General features: G+C 59.9%; 22 protein-coding genes. 9 read left to right on the forward strand and 13 right to left on the reverse strand.

Annotation, left to right across the window (positions count from 1 at the left end):
- Positions 1 to 2: 2 nt before the first annotated feature.
- The 4 genes from JNB91_RS06430 to JNB91_RS06445 all read right to left on the reverse strand — a co-directional run bounded on the left by JNB91_RS06430 (position 3) and on the right by JNB91_RS06445 (position 4213).
- Positions 3 to 1631 (reverse strand): CTP synthase, encoded by a 1629-nt coding sequence (locus tag JNB91_RS06430; protein ID WP_220324703.1) that lies wholly within the window; start codon positions 1629 to 1631, stop codon positions 3 to 5.
- 136 nt (positions 1632 to 1767) lie between these two features.
- The gene (secG, locus tag JNB91_RS06435) at positions 1768 to 2232 is read right to left on the reverse strand and encodes a preprotein translocase subunit SecG (RefSeq protein WP_220324704.1); all 465 of its coding nucleotides are present in this window, start codon (positions 2230 to 2232) and stop codon (positions 1768 to 1770) included.
- 82 nt (positions 2233 to 2314) lie between these two features.
- Entirely contained in the window at positions 2315 to 3094 is a 780-nt protein-coding gene (tpiA, locus tag JNB91_RS06440) for a triose-phosphate isomerase (protein WP_220324705.1), read from the reverse strand.
- A gap of 231 nt (positions 3095 to 3325) precedes the next feature.
- Positions 3326 to 4213 carry an alpha/beta fold hydrolase gene (locus JNB91_RS06445; protein ID WP_220324706.1) on the reverse strand — a complete coding sequence of 296 codons (888 nt, stop codon included), beginning with the start codon at positions 4211 to 4213 and terminating at the stop codon, positions 3326 to 3328.
- A gap of 150 nt (positions 4214 to 4363) precedes the next feature.
- Between JNB91_RS06445 and parE the strand changes: the two genes are divergently transcribed.
- Together parE and pdxY are read left to right on the forward strand one after the other, a co-directional pair.
- A complete protein-coding gene (gene parE / locus JNB91_RS06450; protein WP_430736245.1) occupies positions 4364 to 6487 on the forward strand; it encodes a DNA topoisomerase IV subunit B in 2124 nt (707 codons plus the stop codon).
- Positions 6488 to 6578: 91 nt separating this feature from the next.
- Positions 6579 to 7427, forward strand: a complete 849-nt coding sequence (pdxY, locus tag JNB91_RS06455; RefSeq protein ID WP_220324707.1) for a pyridoxal kinase PdxY — start codon at positions 6579 to 6581, stop codon at positions 7425 to 7427.
- Here the strand turns inward: pdxY and JNB91_RS06460 are convergent.
- Positions 7424 to 9970, reverse strand: coding sequence for an HWE histidine kinase domain-containing protein (locus tag JNB91_RS06460; RefSeq protein WP_220324708.1), 2547 nt, complete (start codon positions 9968 to 9970; stop codon positions 7424 to 7426). The genes pdxY and JNB91_RS06460 overlap by 4 nt on opposite strands.
- Positions 9971 to 10222: 252 nt before the next feature.
- Between JNB91_RS06460 and JNB91_RS06465 the strand changes: the two genes are divergently transcribed.
- Both JNB91_RS06465 and JNB91_RS06470 read left to right on the forward strand, forming a co-directional pair.
- The gene (locus JNB91_RS06465; protein WP_220324709.1) at positions 10223 to 11431 is read left to right on the forward strand and encodes an AI-2E family transporter; all 1209 of its coding nucleotides are present in this window, start codon (positions 10223 to 10225) and stop codon (positions 11429 to 11431) included.
- A gap of 78 nt (positions 11432 to 11509) precedes the next feature.
- Complete coding sequence (locus tag JNB91_RS06470; RefSeq protein WP_223218075.1) at positions 11510 to 11890, forward strand: hypothetical protein; 381 nt, start codon at positions 11510 to 11512, stop codon at positions 11888 to 11890.
- A 100-nt stretch (positions 11891 to 11990) separates the two neighbouring features.
- Here the strand turns inward: JNB91_RS06470 and JNB91_RS06475 are convergent, their stop codons facing one another.
- The 3 genes from JNB91_RS06475 to JNB91_RS06485 form a co-directional block, all read right to left on the reverse strand.
- Positions 11991 to 13118 carry a DUF2336 domain-containing protein gene (locus JNB91_RS06475; RefSeq protein WP_220324710.1) on the reverse strand — a complete coding sequence of 376 codons (1128 nt, stop codon included), beginning with the start codon at positions 13116 to 13118 and terminating at the stop codon, positions 11991 to 11993.
- Between the two features lie 112 nt (positions 13119 to 13230).
- Positions 13231 to 13836, reverse strand: coding sequence for a flavin reductase family protein (locus tag JNB91_RS06480; protein ID WP_220324711.1), 606 nt, complete (start codon positions 13834 to 13836; stop codon positions 13231 to 13233).
- 12 nt (positions 13837 to 13848) lie between these two features.
- Complete coding sequence (locus tag JNB91_RS06485; RefSeq protein ID WP_220324712.1) at positions 13849 to 14421, reverse strand: nitroreductase family protein; 573 nt, start codon at positions 14419 to 14421, stop codon at positions 13849 to 13851.
- A 139-nt stretch (positions 14422 to 14560) separates the two neighbouring features.
- On the opposite strand from JNB91_RS06485, the gene JNB91_RS06490 reads away from it, so the two are divergent.
- Positions 14561 to 15553 carry a hypothetical protein gene (locus JNB91_RS06490; protein WP_220324713.1) on the forward strand — a complete coding sequence of 331 codons (993 nt, stop codon included), beginning with the start codon at positions 14561 to 14563 and terminating at the stop codon, positions 15551 to 15553.
- Positions 15554 to 15636: 83 nt separating this feature from the next.
- Complete coding sequence (locus JNB91_RS06495) at positions 15637 to 16023, forward strand: cupin domain-containing protein (protein ID WP_220324714.1); 387 nt, start codon at positions 15637 to 15639, stop codon at positions 16021 to 16023.
- 2 nt (positions 16024 to 16025) lie between these two features.
- Here the strand turns inward: JNB91_RS06495 and JNB91_RS06500 are convergent, their stop codons facing one another.
- The 4 genes from JNB91_RS06500 to JNB91_RS06515 all read right to left on the reverse strand — a co-directional run bounded on the left by JNB91_RS06500 (position 16026) and on the right by JNB91_RS06515 (position 20227).
- Complete coding sequence (locus JNB91_RS06500) at positions 16026 to 16898, reverse strand: lysophospholipid acyltransferase family protein (RefSeq protein ID WP_220324715.1); 873 nt, start codon at positions 16896 to 16898, stop codon at positions 16026 to 16028.
- 109 nt (positions 16899 to 17007) lie between these two features.
- Positions 17008 to 19026 carry a threonine--tRNA ligase gene (gene thrS / locus JNB91_RS06505; protein WP_222857460.1) on the reverse strand — a complete coding sequence of 673 codons (2019 nt, stop codon included), beginning with the start codon at positions 19024 to 19026 and terminating at the stop codon, positions 17008 to 17010.
- Between the two features lie 118 nt (positions 19027 to 19144).
- Positions 19145 to 19519 carry a membrane protein insertion efficiency factor YidD gene (gene yidD / locus JNB91_RS06510; RefSeq protein ID WP_220324716.1) on the reverse strand — a complete coding sequence of 125 codons (375 nt, stop codon included), beginning with the start codon at positions 19517 to 19519 and terminating at the stop codon, positions 19145 to 19147.
- Between the two features lie 261 nt (positions 19520 to 19780).
- On the reverse strand, positions 19781 to 20227 hold the full coding sequence (locus JNB91_RS06515) for an iron-sulfur cluster assembly scaffold protein (RefSeq protein ID WP_220324717.1): 447 nt from the start codon (positions 20225 to 20227) through the stop codon (positions 19781 to 19783).
- 311 nt (positions 20228 to 20538) lie between these two features.
- Between JNB91_RS06515 and folE the strand changes: the two genes are divergently transcribed.
- The 3 genes from folE to JNB91_RS06530 all read left to right on the forward strand — a co-directional run bounded on the left by folE (position 20539) and on the right by JNB91_RS06530 (position 22730).
- Positions 20539 to 21177, forward strand: a complete 639-nt coding sequence (folE, locus tag JNB91_RS06520) for a GTP cyclohydrolase I FolE (RefSeq protein ID WP_220324718.1) — start codon at positions 20539 to 20541, stop codon at positions 21175 to 21177.
- Between the two features lie 17 nt (positions 21178 to 21194).
- Positions 21195 to 21659: a phosphoribosyl-AMP cyclohydrolase gene (hisI, locus tag JNB91_RS06525; protein WP_220324719.1), complete on the forward strand. Its 465-nt coding sequence runs from the start codon at positions 21195 to 21197 to the stop codon at positions 21657 to 21659.
- Between the two features lie 108 nt (positions 21660 to 21767).
- Positions 21768 to 22730, forward strand: a complete 963-nt coding sequence (locus tag JNB91_RS06530; RefSeq protein WP_220324720.1) for a patatin-like phospholipase family protein — start codon at positions 21768 to 21770, stop codon at positions 22728 to 22730.
- Between the two features lie 37 nt (positions 22731 to 22767).
- On the opposite strand, the gene JNB91_RS06535 is transcribed toward JNB91_RS06530, so the two are convergent.
- Complete coding sequence (locus tag JNB91_RS06535; protein ID WP_220324721.1) at positions 22768 to 23202, reverse strand: CBS domain-containing protein; 435 nt, start codon at positions 23200 to 23202, stop codon at positions 22768 to 22770.
- Positions 23203 to 23222: the final 20 nt, after the last annotated feature.

Here is a 23222-nt window from a genome sequence, read left to right on the forward strand (position 1 = left end):
TATTACACCAGCCGGCTCTGTTCCAGCGCGGCTTCGATGAAGCTTGCAAACAGCGGATGCGGGTCGAGCGGGCGGCTCTTCAGTTCCGGGTGGTACTGAACGCCGATGAACCACGGGTGATCCGGATATTCCACCGTTTCAGGCAGAACGCCGTCCGGAGACATGCCGGAGAAGACGAGGCCGCAGCTTTCCAGCCGGTCCTTGTAGTCGACATTGACTTCGTAGCGGTGACGATGGCGTTCCGAAATCTCGGTCGAACCGTAGATCTCGGCGATCTTCGTTTCCTTCTTAAGCGCGGCATTGTAAGCGCCGAGACGCATCGTGCCGCCGAGGTCGCCGGCTGCCGCGCGCTTCTCCAGCGCATTGCCCTTGACCCATTCGGTCATCAGGCCAACCACGGGTTCCGACGTCGGGCCGAATTCCGTGGACGAGGCCTTGTCGATGCCGGCCAGATGACGGGCGGCTTCCACCACCGCCATCTGCATGCCGAAGCAGATGCCGAAATACGGCACCTTGCGTTCGCGGGCAAACTGGGCGGCAAGGATCTTGCCTTCCGAACCGCGCTCGCCAAAACCGCCGGGCACCAGAATGCCATGGACCTTTTCGAGGTAAGGGGTCGGATCTTCCTTTTCGAAAACTTCCGACTCGATCCACTCGAGCTTGACCTTGACGTGGTTGGCGATACCGCCGTGATGCAGCGCCTCGATCAGCGACTTATAGGCATCCTTGAGACCCGTATATTTGCCGACGATCGCGATCGTGACTTCGCCTTCCGGCGTCCTGATGCGGCTGCAGACATCTTCCCACGGGTCGAGACGCGGCTTCGGAGCAGGCTCTATGCCGAAGGCGGCCAGCACTTCGTTGTCGAGGCCTTCCTTGTGATAGGCGATCGGAACGTCATAGATATTGGCGACATCGAGCGCCTGGATAACGGCCGATTCACGCACGTTGCAGAACAGCGAAAGCTTGCGGCGTTCTGCTTCCGGGATTTCCCGGTCGGCACGCACCAGCAGGATGTCGGGATGAATACCGAGCGCCTGCAGTTCCTTCACCGAATGCTGGGTCGGCTTGGTCTTCAATTCGCCGGCTGCCGAAATATACGGCATCAGCGTCAGGTGGACATAAATCACAGTGCCGCGCGGCAGGTCATTGTTGACCTGGCGGATCGCTTCCATGAACGGCATCGCTTCAATATCGCCGACCGTGCCGCCGACTTCGCAGAGAACGAAGTCATAGTCGTCATTGCCTTCTGTGACGAAATCCTTGATCTCGTTCGTCACGTGCGGAATGACCTGAACGGTCGCGCCGAGGTAATCGCCGCGGCGTTCCTTGTCGATGATGTTCTTGTAGATCCGGCCGGTGGTGATGTTGTCGGTCTTGGTCGCCGAGCGCCCGGTAAAGCGTTCGTAGTGACCGAGATCGAGATCCGTCTCGGCACCGTCATCGGTGACGAAGACTTCGCCGTGCTGGGTCGGGCTCATAGTGCCCGGATCAACGTTGAGATAAGGATCGAGCTTCTTCAGCCGAACCCGGTAACCCCTCGCTTGAAGCAAAGCTCCGAGGGCCGCGGCCGCAATTCCCTTCCCTAGGGAAGAAACCACGCCGCCTGTGATGAATACATATCGCGCCATGGGAGTCACCGGTTACCTTTTCACACACGATTCCGCCAGCACAAATTTCGCCGATCGCTAAAACTGCTGTGGAATCTTCACAAAATAAAACCGGCAGGCTTTTGGCCTGCCGGAGATGAAAGTCTTGACCTGAGCCTTACTGGCCGGTCGGAACGCTGTTCGACGGCGCAGCGGGTGCGGCCGGAGCGGCAGGTGCCTGACCTGCTGCCGGAGCAGCCGGTGTCGAAGGCGTGGCAGCGCCGGTTTCGGACGGAACACCGTTGCCTGCGGCCGGAGCCTGTGCGGGCGGTGCGACCGGTGCCGGGCCGAGCTGGTCGAGAATGCCGTTACCCGTGCCCTGCTGGCCCTGCGGAATACGGTTCAGGATATCACTCGGCTGCGAATCGTAACGAGCGAGAATGCCCAGCGCCAGCGACGTGACGAAGAACAGCGCCGCAAGGATCGCCGTCGTGCGGGTCAGCGCATTGGCCGTGCCGCGCGCCGACATGAAGCCGGATCCGCCGCCAATGCCAAGCCCGCCGCCTTCGGAGCGCTGGATGAGCACTACGCCGACAAGCGCAAGCACGATCATGAGATGGATGACGATCAAAACGGTCTGCATGTATCGGGTCCCTGCCCTATGCGGGCACAATCAAGAGTTTGGCGGCTCTTTACATGAGCCTATCGCGGTTTCCAAGCCTTGATTACAAGGTTTCCGCGATCAGCCCTTCATAGACCCGATAGATGGCGAGGAAGTCGGCCGCTTTCAAGCTTGCCCCGCCGATCAGTGCGCCATCGACATTGGCGATGCCCATCAGCACCGCGGCATTGCCCGGCTTGACCGAACCACCGTAGAGAATCCGCATCTTCTTGCCTTCCTCGCCAAAGCGCTTGGTAAGCTCGGAGCGCATGAATTCATGTGCGACTGCGATGTCCTCGTTGGTCGGGGTCAGGCCCGATCCGATCGCCCAGACAGGCTCATAGGCGATCACGGTGTTTTCAGCATTCGCATCGTCAGGAATAGAACCGTCCAGCTGCCGCTTCAACACATCCAGCGTCTGATAGCTGTCGCGCTGGTCCGCGGTTTCTCCGATGCAGATGATCGCAGTCAGGTCCGCCTGATAGGCTGCAGAAGCCTTGGAGCGAACGAGTTGATCGGTCTCGGCATGATCGGTGCGGCGCTCCGAATGACCCAGAATGACGTGGGTTCCGAAGCAATCTGCAATCATTTCCGCTGAAATGTCGCCCGTATGTGCGCCAGAAACAGTTTGGTGGCAATCCTGTGCGCCGATCATCAACGGGCTGTCTGTGCAGAGCGCCGTCGCGACATAAAGAAGCGTTGCAGGCGGGCAGATCAGTGTCTCGACCTTGTCAGACAAGGGACCAGCTACCCCTTCGGCCATCGCCTTGATCTCGCCGAGTGCATCGCGCGTGCCGTTCATCTTCCAGTTTCCGGCAACAAGCGGGCGAACTTCTGGGGTCATCTACGGTATCCTCCTCAATTTATCGGCGATCTCGAAACAGGATCGCCATCAATTGCTTTAAAATCCGGAAGCCCGGACAGGTCGGCATCTTTCGTACGCTGAAAAACAATCCCGTTTCAAGCGCTTGCTTGTGAAACTTCCCCGTTCGCCCGCCATAAGCGACAAATGACAAGTCTATTTTGAAATTCAAACGGTTAAGCGCCACTACAAATCGCTTGAGCTACCCTAAACTTACCTGTGAGCAACCAGAACGAAATTGAGCACCTTGCGCCAGTCCACCATGCGGATCGGCGTGCCGTGTCCGCCCGTCTGGAAAAGCGCAAAACGCGCAGGGTAACCGGTTGCGCGCAGCCCCCGAAAAATCTTCTCTTGGTCTTCAGCCCTGTAGACGCTGTCGGCACTTCCGTGACCGAAATAGATCGGCAGCTTGAGTTTCGCATATGGCGTTGTGGCAAGCCCTTGATCCGGTGGGCCACCAAGCAGAACCATGCCGCCGAGATAGCGGACAGCTTCCCTGTCGCGCACAATATTCTGGCAGACGATCCCGCCCATCGATGCGCAGGCCAGAATGACCGGCCGGCCGGAAGATTGTTCGAACGCGTGGCGCAACAATGCGCCGACATCCGCAGCCCCCTTGTCGTCGAAGGAGCGGACGCTGACCGAATAATAGGTGCCGCCATTGCGCGCGACGAGATTTTTCAGCCGGTTGAAATTGCCGCCGAACGAATAGTCGTTGACACCGAGACGACGATCGCCGCCACGCCCGTGAATGAAGATGACCGAAAACCGCTCACCGGAAGATTGCCCAACCCGCGTCACCTCGACATTGCGGCCGCCAAGCATCAGCGTCTCGTTTTCTTGGCTCCGGCGAACGGAAGTGTCGACATAAGCGCCCCTCACCCGTCGCTCCGGCTCCTGGTCCCGATCGTTAATGTCACGCAGCTCGTTATAGTCCATCACCTCGTAAGCGCCGCCATCCTCACTCTTCAGCACCTTGTGGCTGGAAAACAGGTTGTCCTTGAACGGCGGAATAGGCGCTTCCTGCGCTATGACGACGTCACCGAGTGATGATATCCAGACTGCGAGAAGCGCGCCGAAAACGAAATGAACTGTGGACATGCGGGATTTCATCTGGGTCCTTATGCCTTGAAAGCTTGCCTTGGCAGGGTCTAGCTAGCATTGCTGGCAATAAAAGCTGCACATGCGGCATCGCGAAAAAGCCGGATTTTTGGCAAGATCGCAAGTGATTCGAAACAATATGAGATGGGCATGGCTTCCTCCTCGGCACCTCGGCAGGCAGCAGTGAAAGACCAGATGGACGACAACAGCAACGATCTTTTCGGTGAACCCTCGGCCAATGCCCAGCCGCTTGGCGCCAAGGATATGAGCACCAGGCCGGCTGCCGCCGCGCCCGCCGTCGTTGCCGAACCGTCCACGCCGCGCCCTGCGCCGCTGAAAAGCGGTGGCGAGGATTATGGCGCATCATCGATCCGCGTTCTCGAAGGGCTTGAGCCGGTGCGCATGCGCCCCGGCATGTATATCGGCGGCACGGACGAAAAGGCGCTGCACCACCTCTTCGCCGAAGTCATCGACAACTCGATGGACGAAGCGGTCGCCGGTCACGCCAATTTCATCGAAGTGCATCTCGATGCCGAGGGCTTTCTCACCGTGTCCGACAACGGCCGCGGCATTCCCGTGGAAAACCATCCGCAGGTTCCCGGCAAGTCGACGCTCGAAGTCATCATGACCAAGCTGCATGCCGGCGGCAAGTTCGACGGCGACGCCTATGAGACCTCCGGCGGCCTGCACGGCGTCGGCGTCTCGGTCGTCAACGCGCTGTCGGACGTTCTCGAAGTCGAGGTTGCCCGCAATCGCAAACTCTATCGCCAGACCTTTTCCCGCGGTGTGCCGCAGGGTGGTCTGCAGGAACTCGGCGATGTGCATAACCGCCGCGGCACCCGCGTGCGCTTCCATCCCGATCCGCAGATCTTTGGCGATCGCGCCAAATTCGATGGCGGTCGCATTTTCCGCATGGCCCGTTCCAAGGCCTATCTCTTCGGCGGCGTCGAAATTCGCTGGAGTTGCGATCCCGGCGTCGTGCCGGAAGGCGGCGAAATCCCGGAAAAGGCGGTCTTCCACTTCCCCGGCGGCCTGAAGGACTATCTGGCAGCCACGCTTGGCAAGGACTTCACCGTCACCCGCGAGATCTTTTCCGGCCGCACCGAAAAGACCGGCGGCCACGGCGCGATGGAATGGGCGATCACCTGGTATGGCGGCGATCCGGCACTGCATTCCTATTGCAATACCATTCCGACCCAGGAAGGCGGCACCCATGAAGCGGGTCTCCGCATCGCGCTGACCAAGGGCCTGAAGAACTATGCCGAACTGACGCAGAACAAGCGTGCCAAGGATATTACAACCGACGACGTGATGATTTCGGCCGTCGGCATGCTCTCTGTGTTCATCCGCGAACCGGAATTCGTCGGCCAGACCAAGGACAAGCTCGCAACCGTCGAAGCCCAGCGCATCGTCGAAAATACGCTGCGCGATCCTTTCGACCATTATCTCGCCGGCAACCCGGCCGAAGCGGCAAAGCTGCTTGACTGGGTGATCGAACGCGCCGAAGAGCGCCTTCGCCGCCGCAAGGAAAAGGAAGTCAACCGCAAGACCGCCGTACGCAAACTTCGCCTGCCCGGCAAGCTGGCCGACTGCTCGCAGAATACCGCTGAAGGAGCCGAACTGTTCATCGTCGAGGGTGACTCGGCTGGCGGCTCGGCCAAGCAGGGCCGTAACCGCACCAACCAGGCCATTCTACCGTTGCGCGGAAAGATCCTGAACGTCGGTTCCGCCAGCCGCGAAAAGCTGTCCGCCAACCAGCAGATCGCCGATCTGGTACAGGCGCTCGGCTGCGGTACGCGGTCGAAATACCGCGAGGAAGATCTTCGCTACGAGCGCGTCATCATCATGACCGACGCCGACGTTGATGGCGCGCATATCGCATCGCTGCTGATCACCTTCTTCTATCAGGAAATGCCGGAACTGATCCGCGGCAACCATCTCTATCTGGCCGTGCCGCCGCTCTATGTCATCCGCCAGGGTGGCAAGACGGTCTATGCCCGCGACGACGCCCACCGCGCCGAACTGATGGAAACCGTGTTCAAGGGCAAGAAGGTCGAGATCGGACGCTTCAAAGGTCTCGGCGAGATGATGGCCTCGCAGCTCAAGGAAACCACAATGGATCCGGCCAAGCGCACGCTTTTGCGCGTCGACATCGACGAGGTGGATTTCGAAGGCACCCGCGAGGCGGTCGACAACCTGATGGGCACCAAGGCCGATGCGCGCTTCCGCTTCATCCAGGAACGCGCCGCATTTGCCGAAAATCTCGATATCTGACCGTTCCTGTCCAAGATAGGATTGCGCGACAAGGCGCGGCGTGCTTCACCAAAGGGATCGTTTTTCGATCACCTGAACGAAGCACCCCGCCATGAAGCAGATTCTCTCCATCCAGTCCCACGTCGCCTATGGTTATGTGGGAAATCGTGCTGCCACGCTCCCCCTGCAGCGCCTCGGCCACGAAGTCACCGTCATCAATACGGTGCAGTTTTCCAATCATACCGGTTATCTGAAATGGACCGGCGAAGTGTTTTCCGCTGCCCATATCGAGAGCATTCTCGACGGGCTGGAAAGCCTCGGCGCGCTGGAAAAGATGGATGCGCTCCTGACCGGTTATCTTGGCGATCCGGCGATCGGCGAAATCATACTCTCTGTCCTCGACCGCCTGCCGAAGGGCACCCGCTGGCTCTGCGATCCCGTCATGGGCGATGTCGGCCGAGGCTTTTTCGTCCGCCCCGGCATTCCCGATTATTTCCGCGAGAAGGCGCTCACCCGAGCCTCGATCATCACGCCGAACCAGTTCGAATTGGAATATCTGGCAGGTCGCCAGATCCGCACACTCGAAGACGCGCGCAAGGCCTGTCGGATGATCCACGAGATGGGCCCTGAGACGGTGCTTCTCACCTCGCTCATCCATGACGGAACCCGCGACGACGAAATCCAGATGCTGGCCTCGTCGAAATCGGGCGAACAGTTCCTTGCCACCACGCCGCGCCTGCAATTCGATCCGGCACCGAATGGCGCAGGAGACTGCACCTCCGCACTTTTCCTCGGCCACATCCTCTCGGGCGCACCGCTCGACCAGGCGCTGTCGAAAACCGCGTCGAGCATTTTTGCGCTATTCGAAAAGACGCTTGCTGCCGGAAGGCGCGAATTGAACATGATCGCCGCACAGGACGATTTCGCTCGCCCGGCACCTCTGGCTGTCGTCAGCCTCTAATGCGTTTCGAGCAGCTTCGTGACGGCGGAGATCAAGGCCTCCGCCTCATAAGGCTTGCGGACGATCGGCGCGGTCAGGTTGGCCGGAATGATCGAACGATCGCTGTAACCGGTGGCAAACACGAAGGGCACGCCGCGTCGCACCAGTTCTTCGGCGATAGGAAGCGACGTGCCGGATCCCAGATTGACGTCGAGAATGGCGACGTCGGGGGTAAAGCCTCTCAGCCTGCGCAATGCTTCCGAAACGGATGGCGCAGTCGTCACCTTGTTGATCCCGTGTTCGGCCAGCATGGATTCGACGTCGGCGGCAATCAGCATCTGGTCCTCGACCAGCAGGAATTCCTTTTCCGAAAGATGCGGTGTCTCGAGCCTTTCCGTTTCGGCAGCCGCTGCGTCGCCGATTCGGGTGGTCGTTACATCGTCATCGCCATGCAGATGCTTTGACGGTACCAGGAAGCGCGCCTCGATGCCGGTTTCGGGATAGTTCACCTCCGCCTCGCCGTCGAGTTCATAAGGGATGCTCCGCCCGATCAGCACACTACCGAACCCGCTTCTGCTCGGCGCTTTGACGACCGGACCACCGCTTTCGATCCAGTTCAGTTCGCAGGCACCCGATTCGAGCCTCTTCCATGAGACATCCAGCCTTCCGCCCGGAACGGACAGTGACCCGTATTTCGCTGCGTTTGTCGACATTTCGTGCAGGACCAGCGCCATGACGGAGAACGCCCGGCTATCCAACCAGACGCGCGGTCCTTCGAGCACCACGGACCGAGTGCCCTCCATATAGGGCCGCAGTTCCGCCTCCAGAAGATCCAGAAGCGATCCCCCGTCGCCGCCGCGCACCACCTGGTCATGCGCGAAGGCAAGCGCCTGGATGCGCCCCTTCAAGGAGCCGACATAATCGCCAAGGCTGCGTCCGCTTTCCACCGGATGGCCGACCAGCGCCTTGATGATTGAAAGGATGTTTTTGACCCGATGGTTGAGCTCTTCGTTGAGCATCCTCTGCCGCACATCGGCCTTGCCGCGCTCGTCGGCCAGCATTTCATTGTGGTGCAGGACGATCTCGACGAGAACCGCGCGAATGGCTTCGCCGATTTCCCGGTCGCTGTCGGTCCAGGGTTGGGCCTGCAGCCTGACGGTTTCCTTCCAGATGGCAAAGCTCTTGCGCGGGGTCAGCCGGTCGCCCATCGGGCCGGTCACATAGGACTTGTCCGGATTGCCTGCCCAATCGAGCGTTTGCACCACCTCCTTGCGGAAGAAGAACAGATAGTCTCTCGGCCGCTGCGAAAGCGGGATGGCAAGTACGCCGCAGGCATCGTCCGGTGAAATGCCGGATTGGGGAATGGCCTGCGAAAGCTGGAAGGTCGACCACACCTTGCCGCCAGTCAGCCTGCCGATCTCGTCCGCCAGCTCGCCGATCATCTCGAGTGGAGGTGCGGTCCCGAGGCTCGTCCAGACACCGTCGAGCCACAAGCCCACCCCGTCGCAGGGCAACATGGTTGCAAATGCTTCCAGCGATCCGCGCAACAAAACGCTGATATCGCGATGATGGGACGCTTCCTGCAGAAACCGGTCCAGAGAACGCCGGGCAACGCTTGCCGTCTCGTGCAATTCCTTCTGACGCAGTGCCGACAGATGCAGCGAGAAGAACTCGCCAAAAGTTTCCGCCGCCACCCGCTGCGGCATGGACAGGATTTTAGGCGAATAGTGATGGCAGGCGATCAGCCCCCAGAGTTCGCCATCGAGCACGATCGAGATCGACATCGAGGCGCCGACACCCATGTTGCGCAGATATTCGCAATGGATCGGTGAGACGCTGCGCAGATGCGCGAAGGAAAGATCGAGCGGCTGGTTATCCTCGTCCAGTTCGGGCACGACCGGCACACGCTCGTAGTTGGCGTCGCAGATCACCCGGATCGTGTTCTTGACGTAGAGCGCCCGCGCCTGGACCGGGATATCGCCCGCCGGAAAATACTGACCGCGAAAACTTTCAAGATCGCGCCTTTTGTATTCGCTTATGACCTTGCCGGAACCGTCCTGCTCGAAACGGTAGACCATGACGCGGTCATAGCCGAGCATCGCATACATCAGCCGGGTGGCACTCTGCACCAGCCGGTCGAGGCTCGATACGTTGCGGATGCGGCTGATCAGCATCCGGGCGACTTCGAGCGGCTGGTCGGTATCATTGGACGCCGGCTCGAATTCGAGGATCACTTTTTCGCCATTGCGATGGAGCGCAATATCCATGGACTTGCCCGAAGCAAGCTTCAGTGCATGGCGCAGCGCAGGCCGGGCCGGATCGTCGGATGTCGCCAAAGCATTCCGAAGCGTATGGGCAACTTCACCGCCCAACACCGTCTCCAGCCTTTCGCCGATCACGGGTGAAGTGATACCCAGCATATCGGCCAGATTGGCGGAATGCTGCAGGATCACGGAGCCCACGCCGTCACAGACCATCAGGCAACCATGCGGCTGAATGGAACCGGGGATATGAATAGGTTCACGGTCGCAGTTGGTGAGGTTGACCGCTTCAGTCTGACGCATCAATTTTCCCTTGAAGCTCCCGTCCCGCCGATGGCACACAGGGCTCCTCTTCCTCACGCGTCAATTTCAGACCCGCAAGATGTTTAAAACATACCCGTGTTAAATGGAGCGGTATCGCCAATTGGCAATTTCATATTTCTATCGCATCTAAGCGTTACCGCAAGTAAGGAAGTAGCGTTTTAATGAATCGGTGCGAAGCTTGTTTTCAAGATCTCCGCTGGCCATATAGGAGCCAGATTTAGACAGGAATCCATGGTGAACCGCAGCAGCAATCGAAAAGGCACCGAGCCACGCTGGCTTGGCCCCGTCAGCCCCAACAGGGTTGCCCTGATCTCTCCGATTTCGGCCGCGCGCTGGCTGCTGATCATTGTCGCCGCAGCCGCCATCTATTTCTTCCACGGCTTTCTCGTTCCTGTTCTGGCCGCCCTGGTGATCGGTTTCGCCAGTTGGCCGCTCTACCGACGCCTGCTCAACCATATCGGCGGCAACACCACGATCGGCGCAACGCTGGCGATCATCTTCATCGTCCTGTTCATCGTCATTCCGATCAGCATCGGCGCATCCTATGCCGCCCGCGAAATCGCCGAATGGTTCCGCTGGGCAGTCGAGGTCAACCGTAACGGCGCACCGCCGCCCGTCTGGATCACCGGCCTGCCCTTTGCCGGAGAATGGCTCGGCACCCAGTGGACACGCCATATCGGCGCACCGGGCGCTGTCGGAGAACTGGCGCAGCTCGTCAGCGGTGCCAATATCGGCGCGATCTATCACGGCGTGCTGGTAGCCGGTAACAGTGCCTTCCACATCATGCTGACGCTGCTGTTCATGCTGATCGCACTGTTTTTCGTCTATCGCGACGGCGCATCCTTCAGCGGCCAGATCGATCTTCTCGGCGAACGGATATTTCCGAATCGTTGGGAGCGTATTTCCCGTGTCGTTCCGGCAACCATCAGCTCGACCGTCACCGGTATGACGTTGATCGCTATCGGTGAAGGCATCGTGCTCGGCATTGCATACTGGGTCGCCGGTGTTCCCTCGCCCGTCACATTCGGCGTTTTGACCGGCATCATGGCCCTCATTCCCGGCGGCGCACCGCTTTCCTTTACTCTGGTCTCGGCTTATCTCGTCGCCAATGGCTCCTATGTTGCCGGTGTCGGCCTGTTCGTCTGGGGCAGTGTCGAGCTCTTCATCGTCGACAAGACATTGCGGCCGCGCCTTGTCGGCGGCCCGATCAAGCTGCCGTTCCTGCCGACCTTTTTCGGCCTTGTCGGCGGCGTCAAGACCATGGGGTTCCTCGGTCTTTTCATCGGCCCCGTACTGATGGCCCTCGTCGTCTCGATCTGGCGCGAATGGATTCGCGAGGTCAAGATCGCGGATGTGGCGGAAGCGGACCCCCCGTCCGATCCCGAGGCGGTGCCGACGGAAGAGGATTTGCCCTCAGTCCGCAAGGCTTCCGGCCCCTGAGACGATAGCTTAGCTCATCCAGCCTTTATCGGGCCATGATCTTCACCATAAGTTCGCGCGAACCTGTTGGAGACATGAATGAACGCCGCCCTTGTTGTCATGACCATTCTCGGCTGTAACGACAGCGGGACCGACTGCCACTATATAGCAACTGCAACGGAGCGCTGGCCGACAGTGGCGATGTGCGATGCCGTCTCAGAAGATCATCTGCCGACCTACGTGAACCAGCCCTATCCGGTTCTCATCGCCGTATGCCAGGATCCGCAGATCGCAGGCGTGCCGAATGTCGGGCCAATCCCCGTGACACGCCCTTCCTCAAATCAGGCACAGCAGCCGGCGGAGACAAATTCCGCAACGGAAACCGCTCAGATCACGGAAGTAACGCCGGAGGAAGCGAGACGCTCGCAGGGCGCGCCATTCAGCGCGTGCGCAACGTCCTGCCCACGACCGAAGGCGTGAAAACACTGATGACCAAACCCGTTCGTCTGGTGGAAGGCGGGTATTCCTGGGTGGCTCGCAAGTTTGACCGCTGACAAAGCGGCCTGATGCCTAGAATCAATCAGGCGACGAGAGAAACATCGGCAGCGTAGGAGCGTGCGCTGCGGCGCATCTCGCCGCGATGAAGCAGATCGACCATATCCAGCAACTGGCCGATCGCACCGCCATCTCCGCGCGCATTGTCGAATTGCTCCAGAAGCGCGCTATAACAGGTATCTATGCCGCCGCCGGCTGCGGCACGCCGCCAGAGAAACACTGATTCGACGAATACGGCGACGATATCGCGGCCTATCCCGGCAGCCTCGAACAGCGCCCGCACCGCATGGACCCTGCCGGTTGCAAGAATGGAACGCACGCGACGCTCTTCGAGATTGACGAGCGAAACGATGGCGGATGCGAAGAAATCCACCTTGCCGCTGCAAAGCGCATGAATGAGAAGCGCCGGCGTCAGCCGCCCACTCGTCTTCAGATGTTCTACCAGCGCTGGAATTTCATCCTGCGAAATCGAGCCCGCGATCGCGACAACGGCTTCGTCACCCGCTTCTCGCGTCATGATATCGATCCGCTTGGACCCGATCGTCCGCGTCACGAGATCCGAATCGGCAAGCGCCGCCGCCACATGCGCGACCAGCATATGGCGAGCTTCTGCCGGAAGATTGCCACGTTCGAGCAACAGATGTCGGACATCCGCAAGATGGCCGAAACGTTCGGCCATGCGGCGGAGCGAAATACGGCTGATCGACGCCGTCTCGTTTTCGAGAAGAAGAATGATCTCGGGCCCGTCACCCACTTCGGCGACCGCGGCGGCAACACTGTAACCAAGTGTGGGCCGCGTCGCGACCAGCGACCGCGTAAACGAATCGCCTCTGCCGACAAGTTCAACCAGATCGGCATCGCGAAGCACCGGTGAACAGGCGATCACCGTGCAGGCGATCTCCGGCTGGTCTTCCGCAAGCGACATGATGATGGCGCGCGGTGCGGCCTCGGAAACAGCAAGGGCCTGAGCCAGCGACAGCCGCACTTTCGGCGACGGATCATCGAGAAGATAGGTCATTGCCATCATCGCGGCGCGATGCTCTTCGGCACCGAGCGACGACTGCACGAAGGCCTTGGCAAGCGCGCTTGCAGCCCTTGCCCGATCGCCGGTCCTTGCCGTTTCAGCCCAACGTAGAAATGCCTGTACGATCACAATGCGCCCCGGAAATCTGGCCGACGCCTCAACAGCCCGACTTGCCGAACGCTAGTTCGAAAAGGTTAATATTGGTTCACCACGTTTATTAACCCCGATTTCGCACCCGTTCCTAGCGGGTGGGGCGCGCAATCTGGAACACATCCGTGCCGCCATCCGCATAATCCATATAGCCCATGCGCGCGATCGGCCGGGCGAGATCCATGGCGATTCGCCCGTCGCGAATGATCCTCTCGCTGATATGGATGCCGACAACCTCTCCGAAAACCATGAAGGATTGCGATTTTTCGCCATCGAGACCCTTCGGCTGGATGATTTCGGTCAGGCGGCATTCCAGCGCGGTATAGGCCTCCGCCACATAAGGCGCATCGACCACCTGCCCCATAGTAGCAGTCAAGCCGGCAAGCTCGAACTCGTTGACGCCGTAATCGACCGGCGCCGAGGATGCATTGACGTGACCTGCCAGATGCCGGCTTGCGAGACTTGCGGTGAACACGCCTGTCTCCTCGGCATTCCTCAGGCTGTGTTTGCGCCCCGACGACGAAAACATCACCAGCTTCGGCGTATCGGACACGATGTTGAAGAACGAGTAGGGCGAGAGGTTGAACGACCCATCCCTGCCCTTCGTGCCGATCCAGCCGATCGGTCGAGGTGCCACGATCGCCTTGAAGGGATCGTGCGCCATGCCGTGATCATTCGTGTCCGTACGGTAAAACATGCTTGTCTCGCCTCAGGCGTAAGTGACGATATCGGCAAGCTGCGGCCGCGGACGATCCGGCGTCGGGAAATCGCTGGAACCGATATGGATGAAACCGGCGACCTTTTCGCCTTCCTTCACGCCCAGAGCCTTCAAAGCCTTTTCGTCATAGGAAATCCATTCCGTGCGCCAGTTGGCGACATAACCCCGTGCCTCGCAAGCCATCAGCATGTTGAGGCAAACGGCACCGGCAGACAGAACCTGCTCCCATTCCGGGATTTTTGCGTGCGGCGCCGCCGTGCTGATCACGCCGACGACAAGTGGCGCGCGAGTGAAGCGCACCCGTTCGGCTTCTTTCGCCGCATCGGTCATTTCACCATTCTGTGCAGAAGCGATTTCGAGAAATGTTTCGCCGAGCGAGACGCAGACATCGCCGCGATAGACGACCAACCGCCAGGGCGCGATCTTTCCATGGTCAGGCACACGCACGGCTGAGGTGAGAATATCGTTCAGTTCCGCCGCATCCGGAGCCGGCCCCTTGATCTGCGCAACCGGCGTCGAGTGGCGTTCACGCAGATAGTCGATCAGCTTTACGTCATTGGTCATGTCGGAAACTTCCATGTAGTGGGTGTGCCAAGAGGTCTGGTAGTCCAATCGGTGGGATGTGGTAGAATAAGGCCTTGAATTTGCCTTTCCCATGGTCTTCAAGTGGCCAGTTAGAAAACAAGAGTCAATCGGTCATCGAATGTCAGCCATCTCCCTTGCTCGCTTAGTCATCCTTGCGGAAGCACTGCTGCTTCTGTTGGCGCCGGCAAGCCATGCGCAGGAAGGTGACGCGTTCAAGACGTTCCGGCAGCTCGACAGCTCCGCCAAGATGCCGAAGCTGAATGCCTTTTCTCCATCGTCGATCCTGCCGCAGAGCGCGGTTGCCAAGGACGTGCGCTTCAGCGCCAAGCTGACCAATACCGGCGATGTGATGCAGGAAGGCCTCGCATGGCGCGTCTTCAGCCCGATCGCGGGCGAAGACGGCAAGCTGCCTCTGGTGGCAAGCTCGAATGGCGGCTCTGCCGATTTCCAGCTGGCACCCGGCGACTATTTCATCAACGTCGCCTTTGGCCGCGCGGGCATCACCAAGAAATTGACCGTTCCTGCGGAAGGCAATGTCTCCGAACAGACGCTCGTGCTCGATGCGGGCGGTTTCGTGCTCAATGCCGTTGCCGGGACAGACCAGAGAATACCGCCGAACCAGCTCAGCTTTTCGGTCTACTCCTCGGAGGTTCGCGAAAATGGCGACCGCGCGCTGGTCATGTCGGACGTCAAGCCGAATACGATCGTGCGGCTGAACGCCGGCACCTATCATATCGTGTCCGATTATGGCGATGTGAACGCCGTGGTACGGGCCGATATCCAGGTCGAGGCCGGCAAGCTGACCCAGGCGGTGCTACAGCACAAAGCAGCCCAGATCACCCTGAAACTGGTCTCGCAGGCTGGCGGCGAAGCGATTGCCGATACCGCATGGTCGGTGCTGACCGAAGCCGGCGACGTGGTGAATGAAAGCGTCAGCGCCTTTTCGACCATGGTACTTTCGGAAGGCAATTATCTCGCCGTTGCCCGCAACAAGGACAAGACCTACCAGCGCGAATTCAGCGTCAAGGCCGGACGCAACAGCGATGTCGAAGTGCTGATGCGCAACCCGCGCAACAGCGGCGAGACGGCGGCGGTGGAAACGCAGGACTGATTCGTCTCGACCAGTCTCGAACGCATGCATTTGTCGCTTTCCCGCCTACCATTACTGTGATGAGGTTAGGGAGGAAAACGGACATGCGCAGAGACTTCGATCCCAACACCGCCATCCCCGATGGCAGACCACCCGCCAAAGGCACGGTTTTCGACCCGAAGGCCGAGGGTGCATGGCGCGGCTCGTTATTCGGCGAAGTGCTCAACGGGCCGGTTACCGTTCTCGCCTATGGCAATGACACGCCCGGACAGGGGCCAAAGCTGCATATCCATCCTTATGACGAGACCTTCATCATCATCGAGGGACGCGCGCGCTTTTTCGTTGGCGATGCAGTGATCGAAGCCGAAGCGGGAGAAGCCGTGTTGGGACCGGCCGGCGTGCCGCATCGCTTCGAGAATATCGGCACCGGACGGCTGCAGACGATCGACATCCACCACTCCACCCGGTGGATACAGACTGATCTGGATTAGGATCAGGCCGCCTCTTTGCGCAACGCCTGCCGCCGCTCCTGAAACTTCGCCAACCGCGAGCGCCTGACTGGCTTCATCGAAAACACAGCGTCATGCAGCACCGCAAGCAGGTCCTTGCGTTCCTTGACACTCGAAAGCTCTTCCCAGGTCACCATCGCCCCGACCCGCGCCCGGATCGCGCTGCCGGAAAGTCGCTTGAACTCGCGGATGAGAAGCGACAGGCGCAGCGTCAGCGACAGCTTGCTGGCGATGTGGAAAAGCGGGCCGTTCTGCCCTTCGAAATAGATCGGCACGACATCGGCCTTGGCGGTCTGCACCAGTTTTGCCGCGAAAATCTTCCAGGGCAGGTCTTCGGCCGCGCCGAAACCTTTCTTGGCGGTGGCGACGCCACCGGCCGGAAAGATGATGACTGTCACGCCTTCCTTCAGAAGTTTTAGCGCCTCGTGGCGGGTCTGCATATTGATCGCCAGTGCCTCTTTTGTTTCCTCGAAGGATACCGGAAGCGAGTAAGGCGCCATTTCCGGCACTTTCAGAAGCTCGTCGTTGATCAGAACGCGGAATGGGCGATCTAGTTGTTCAGCCATGGCGAGAATTGCGATCCCGTCTCCGATGCCGAAAGGATGATTGGCGACGATAACGAGCGGCCGCTCGTTGTCCACCACGGGCAGCCACTCCCCCTGAACGTCGAGTTCGACATCGATGAGGTCGAGCATCTTGCCGAACACACGATCGCTTTTGCCGACAATGTCGGTGCGCCAGATGTCATAGAGGCGGGCATAACGGTCGCGGCCGGAAAGGCCTTCGATCGAGCGGATGAACCAGCGTTTCAGCTTGGCATCCCGCTCGTTGGCGTAGGAGAGTTCCTTGAAGCGCATGTCGTCTCCGCGAGATCTCCGCCATTGATGAGAGGCACAGAATATTTCAGATCAATGACAAAATTCTGACAGCGCCCGTACATGACGGGCGCTGTCGATAATCCAAAGGTCAGGCAGCCTTCACCTTGGCAGCCTTGCGGCGCTTGACGTCCGGCGGCGTGGCTTCATCCACCAGCGATGCCAGCGCTTCGTCGAGCGACATCGAGGTCTGCGCCTGCGAACCGAGGCGGCGGATATTGACCGAACGCTGTTCGGCTTCCTGACGGCCGCAGACGATGATGACCGGGACCTTGGCAACCGAATGCTCGCGGACCTTGTAGTTGATCTTCTCGTTGCGGAAGTCGGTTTCGACCTGCAGTCCTGCCTCGCGCAGCTGCTCGGCGACTTCACGACCGTAATCGTCGGCATCCGAGGTGATCGTTGCAACGACGACCTGCGTCGGCGCGAACCACAGCGGCATGTGACCGGCGAAGTTTTCGATCAGGATGCCGAGGAAACGCTCCATCGAGCCACAGATGGCGCGGTGGATCATCACCGGCTGCGTCTTTTCCGAGTTCTGGTCGATATAGAAGGCGCCAAAACGTTCCGGCAGGTTGAAGTCGACCTGCGTCGTGCCGCACTGCCATTCTCGGCCGATAGCGTCCTTCAGGGTGTATTCGAACTTCGGACCGTAGAACGCGCCTTCGCCCGGCAGGATGCCGGTCTTGATGCGGCCGCCCGACTGTTCCTCGATCGTCTTCAGAACGTCGGTCATGACGCTTTCGGCGCGATCCCACAGGTCGTCGGTGCCGACGCGCTTTTCAGGACGCGTGGACAGCTTGACGACGACTTCCTCGAAGCCAAAATCCTCGTAGACCGACAGGATCAGTTCGTTGATGCGCAGGCATTCCGCCGCCAGCTGCTCGTCGGTGCAGAACACGTGAGCATCGTCCTGGGTAAAGCCGCGCACACGCATCAGGCCGTGCAGAGCACCGGAGGCTTCGTAGCGATGCACGAGACCGAATTCGGCAAGGCGGATAGGCAGTTCGCGGTAAGACTTCAGACCATGCTTGAAGATCTGCACGTGACCCGGGCAGTTCATCGGCTTCAGTGCGAAGACGCGGTTATCCGCTTCCTCGTCCTTCGGATGGGTGAAGGCGTAGGCGGATTTTACCGCGAACATGTTTTCCTGGTACCAGCCCCAGTGACCCGACGTTTCCCACAGCGAAGCGTCGAGCACCTGCGGTGCGTTGACCTCTTCATAGGTACCGGCCAGACGACGGCGCATATAGGCCGTCAGCGTCTGGAACATCCGCCAGCCCTTGCCGTGCCAGAACACCACGCCCGGACCTTCTTCCTGGAAATGGAAGAGATCCATTTCGCGGCCGAGCTTGCGGTGATCGCGTTTTTCGGCTTCGGCCAGAACATGCAGATACTGGTCGAGCTCTTCCTGGGTCGACCAGGCCGTGCCGTAGATGCGCGTCAGCATCGGCTTGGTGGAATCACCGCGCCAGTAGGCTCCGGCAACCTTCATCAGCTTGAAGGCCGTGCCGATCTGGCCGGTAGAGGCCATATGCGGACCGCGGCAGAGGTCGAACCATCCGCCCTGATTGTAGATCTTCAGCTCCTGGCCTTCCGGAATCATATCGACCAGCTCGACCTTGTAGGCCTCGCCCTTGTCGGCAAACACCTGCTTAGCCTTGTCGCGGCTCCAGATTTCCTTGGTGAAGGCGGCGTTCTTCTGAATGATCTCCTTCATCTTCTTTTCGATCTTCGGCAGATCGTCGGGCGTGAAGGGCCAGTCTTCCTTGCTGTCCGGGTGAACGCGCTTGAAGTCGTAATAAAAACCGTTCTCGATGACCGGGCCGATCGTCACCTGCGTGCCGGGCCACAGGTCCTGCACGGCTTCCGCCATGACGTGGGCGGCATCGTGACGGATGAGTTCCAGCGCGCGCGGATCGGTGCGCGTGACGATCTCTATCCTGCCGTCGATGACGGGATCGGAGAGATCGCGCAACTCGCCATCGAGCGCGATGGCCACGGCCTTCTTGGCCAGCGACTTGGAAATGGATTCGGCGACGGCAAGGCCGGTCGTGCCCGCGTCGAACGCGCGAACGGAGCCATCGGGAAATGTAAGGGAAACGGACATCTGAATTCTCCTGTCCAGTCCCGCCAACGAATGCGGGTGGTCAAAAAAGGACCGCGCGGCTTTTAAGGCGCGGCATCGAACGCGTGCGTGATAGTCAAAAATCGCGGCGGAGTAAAGATTACGAGGCCTTTCGACCGACACGCCAGAGCCGCCACGGCAGCCATTGCCGATAGCCGGCTTCGAGCTCATCCGGCACCGGATCAAGCCCGCTCGTGCCGCCCGGCCCGCAGCGCGCAACACGAAACAGCGTCAGCCAGAAACCGGACCAGAAACCGTGTCGCGCGAAGGCTTCGTAGCCGTATTCTGAACAGGTGGGGATGTGCCGGCAGGAATTGCCGATAAAGCCGGAGAGCGTCAGCTGGTAGAGGCGGATGAAGCCCATGCCGAACAGACGGCCCGGCGTCTTGCGGAACGGGCCTTGCCAGTTGCGGGAGAAGCGCCGCGGGGCAGGTTTTTCGCCATTTCCATCGGAAGGTGAGCACGATGGGCACATCAGTGCAGACCGCTATTGGCATCGCGCATGGCGAAGGTCGGCGCGTGCCCCTCATCCGGCTGCCGCCACCTTCTCCCCGTAATGACGGGGAGAAGGACACTTGCGGCAAGGCTTAGCACACCATCTAGCCTTGTGCCGATATCGCGGGTGAGATGGCACGAGGCAGCGCGGCATATCCCTTCTCCCCGCCTGCGGGGAGAAGGTGCCGGCAGGCGGATGAGGGGCAGCGACAGCGCTGAACGTTGAAACGATCGGCTCAACTCACGCCTCCAGCCTGTCTACCTGCTTCGCCTCGATCTGATCTATCGCATCCACCACCGCATCGAAGGTCAGCATCGTGGATGCATGGCGGGCCTTGTAGTCTTTCACCGGCTTCAGATATCGCATATCCTCGAAACGCCCGGAAGGCCCCACGCCGCCATCCTTCAGCATCGCCAGCATGTCGAGGCGCGCCTGACGCAATTCGCTGGCGGTCGCGCCGACCACATGCAGTGCCATGACGGCAGAAGACGCCTGCCCGAGCGCACAGGCTCTGACCTCGTGGGAAAAATCCGTCACCACACCGCCGTCGAGCTTAAGATGTACCCGCACTTTCGAGCCGCAGAGCTTGGAATGTTTCTCGGATGTCGCATCAGCGTCAGCGATCACGCCCGCTCGCGTGATATTGCCGGCAAATTCGAGGATCTTCTGATTGTAGATGTCGTCCATGCGATGCGTCCGTTGCGTCGTGATCCACCCTGATGATCCAATGAACGGATCGTCACGTAAAGCCTCTATGGAATAGAGCCTTGAATGCCTATATGTGATGCCGTGAGCCGATGATCAACAAAACAGGTTTTTGCCAATTTTGACCGTCGGCGAAAGAGAATACCTTGTCAAAAGCCCCGCCAGCGATCAGATACGGGCCTTGAGACAGGTTTGAATGGCGCAAACTCATTGATATGAGGCGCCACAATAACGGTAATAACACACCCGAATGTATGTCGGATGCGGCCTTGAACCGCATCGGGAGACAATAGATGGATGCGATTGTGAAGAATTTTCCGGCTCAGGGCCAGGAACAGGTCAAGGACAAGGCACAGCAGCCGGTTCGTCCGACCCAGCAGGAAGCCGAAGAGGCAGTTCGCACGCTGTTGCGCTGGGCAGGTGACGATCCGGCGCGCGAAGGCCTGCTGGACACGCCGAGCCGCGTTGCCAAGGCTTACCGCGAACTGTTTGCCGGCTATGACCAGTCCTATGAGGAAGTTCTCGGCCGCACGTTCGAGGAAATGTCGGGCTTCGACGATATCGTGCTGGTGCGCGAAATCCCCTTCTTCTCGCATTGTGAACACCACATGCTGCCGATCAAGGGCATGGCGACGGTCGCCTATCTTCCGAACGGCCCGGTTCTCGGCCTGTCGAAGATCGCCCGCGTCGTCGAGATTTTCGGTCGCCGGCTGCAGACGCAGGAAAATATGACGGCGCAGATCGCCAACGCCATTCAGGACACCCTGAAGCCGCGCGGCGTTGCCGTCCTCATCGAAGCCGAGCACATGTGCATGGAAATGCGCGGCGTGCAGAAGCAGGGTTCCCGCACGCTGACCACCACGTTCACCGGCGAGTTCAAGACCAATCCGACCGAGCAGGCGCGCTTCTTCACGCTCGCCCGCAACAGGTGAGCGCACAGGTTGCTGCCATGAGCATTTCGGAATTCCCGCCCCCCTCCGCCAACAAGGCCGAGCTTGAGGGGGCTGGCCTTTTCACGCCGCGCTTCGACGATAACGGCCTGATCACCGCCGTCGTTACCGATGCGCGCGACGGCGAATTGCTGATGGTCGCGCATATGAATGCCGAGGCATTGCGGCTGACCGTCGATACCGGCATCGCCCATTATTACAGCCGCTCGCGCAAATCGCTCTGGAAGAAGGGCGAAACGTCGGGAAACCTGCAGACCGTGCACGAGATCCGAACCGATTGTGATCAGGACGCGATCTGGCTGAAGGTTTCTGTTTCAGGCCATGACGCCACCTGCCACACCGGCCGCCGCTCCTGTTTCTATCGGGCGGTAACAAAAGATGACGATAGGACCATCCTTGAAATCAGGGATGATGCGCGTCATTTTGATCCTGAAGCCGTGTATTCCAGCAAGCCGACCGAATAGGTAACCCGCCTCGTTCCGATCCAGCTGTCGCCAGAGTAAACGCTTTCGAAACCATCCGATGCGTTAATTGGCGATTACGCAGTGATCGGCTCAGGAGGGTATGGATCAATGCTGAACTGGACCTGGAACCGTCAGGATCGTCAGTCCGCATCGCCAGATGCAGGCACGACAGGCGCGGAAACCCCGACGCCGCCTGCAGTGATCGTCCCTCCCCGCAAAGCAAAACTCTCGCTTGCCCTTGGTGGCGGTGCCGCCCGCGGCTGGGCGCATATCGGCGTGCTTCGGGCTCTCGACGAAGCCGGCATCGAAGTCGGCATGATCGCCGGCACTTCGATCGGCGCGCTGGTCGGCGGCTGCTACCTCTCCGGCAAGCTCGATGAACTGGAAGCCTTTGCCCGCTCTCTCACCATGCGCCGCATCGCAGCGCTTCTCGATCTCACCATTGGCGGCGGCGGGCTGCTTGGCGGCATGCGCCTGACCAAGCGGATGCAGGAACATCTCGAAGGCCTCAGCATCGAAGACCTCGACCGTCCTTTCGTTGCCGTTGCAACCGAACTCCTCACGGGTCATGAGATCTGGATCTCCAGCGGCTCGCTGATCACCGGCCTGCGCGCGTCCTATGCCCTGCCGGGCATTTTCGAACCGGTGAAATGCAACAATCGCACACTGGTCGACGGCGCACTGGTCAATCCGGTGCCGACGTCGGTCTGCCGCGCCTATGAGCAGCCGCTCGTCGTGGCGGTGAACCTCAACTACGACATTTTTGGCCGCTCGGCGGTGGTCAAGCACAATGCCAGCGTCCAGACATTCGATGAAGTGATCCGGGAAAAGTCGGACGCAGGCCGCGTCGGCATGACCGCGACAATGGTGCAGGCGTTCAACATCATCCAGGAACGCATCTCGCGTGCTCGCCTTGCAGGCGATCCGCCGGATCTGGCGCTTCATCCGCGCCTGAGCGATATCGGCCTTTCGGAATTCCACCGTGCCGGCGAAGCGATCGAGCGCGGCTACGAGGAAACCATGGCGCAGATCGGCGCATTGAAGCGCATGCAGGAAGTCTTCGCCCGCTGACACGGGCGAAGCGGTTTTCAGATCGCACTCTCACGGTTCAGCTGGCGATATAGGCCTTCATCTGTTCGGCTTCGTGCTCGACCTCGCGCATGCGGGCCTTGACCACGTCGCCGATCGAAATGATCCCGGAGAGCTTTCCATCGGTTTCGACGGGAACGTGGCGGAAACGGCCGGCGGTCATCATTTCCATGACCTCGTCCACCGTCTGCTCCTCACGACAGCGCGTCACACCTGTCGTCATCATCGCCTGAACCGGCTTTTCCAGCGCGGCAACGCCGTGGGTCGCAATCGTTCTGACCAGATCACGTTCAGTAAAGATGCCGGCGATACGTCCCTCAAGACCGGCCACCACAACGGCACCGATCTTTTTTTCGTTCAGGACCGTAGCAACCTCCAGCAGCTTGCGGTCGGGCTCGACCGTCTGAACTGCGCGTCCCTTGGCATCAAGCATCATCTTCACGGTAGTCGACATGCCTTCTCCTTACCAATCCA

It is taken from the genome of Aliirhizobium wenxiniae (assembly GCF_019511445.1).
In the GTDB taxonomy this organism is placed as follows: Bacteria; Pseudomonadota; Alphaproteobacteria; order Rhizobiales; family Rhizobiaceae; genus Neorhizobium; species Neorhizobium wenxiniae_A.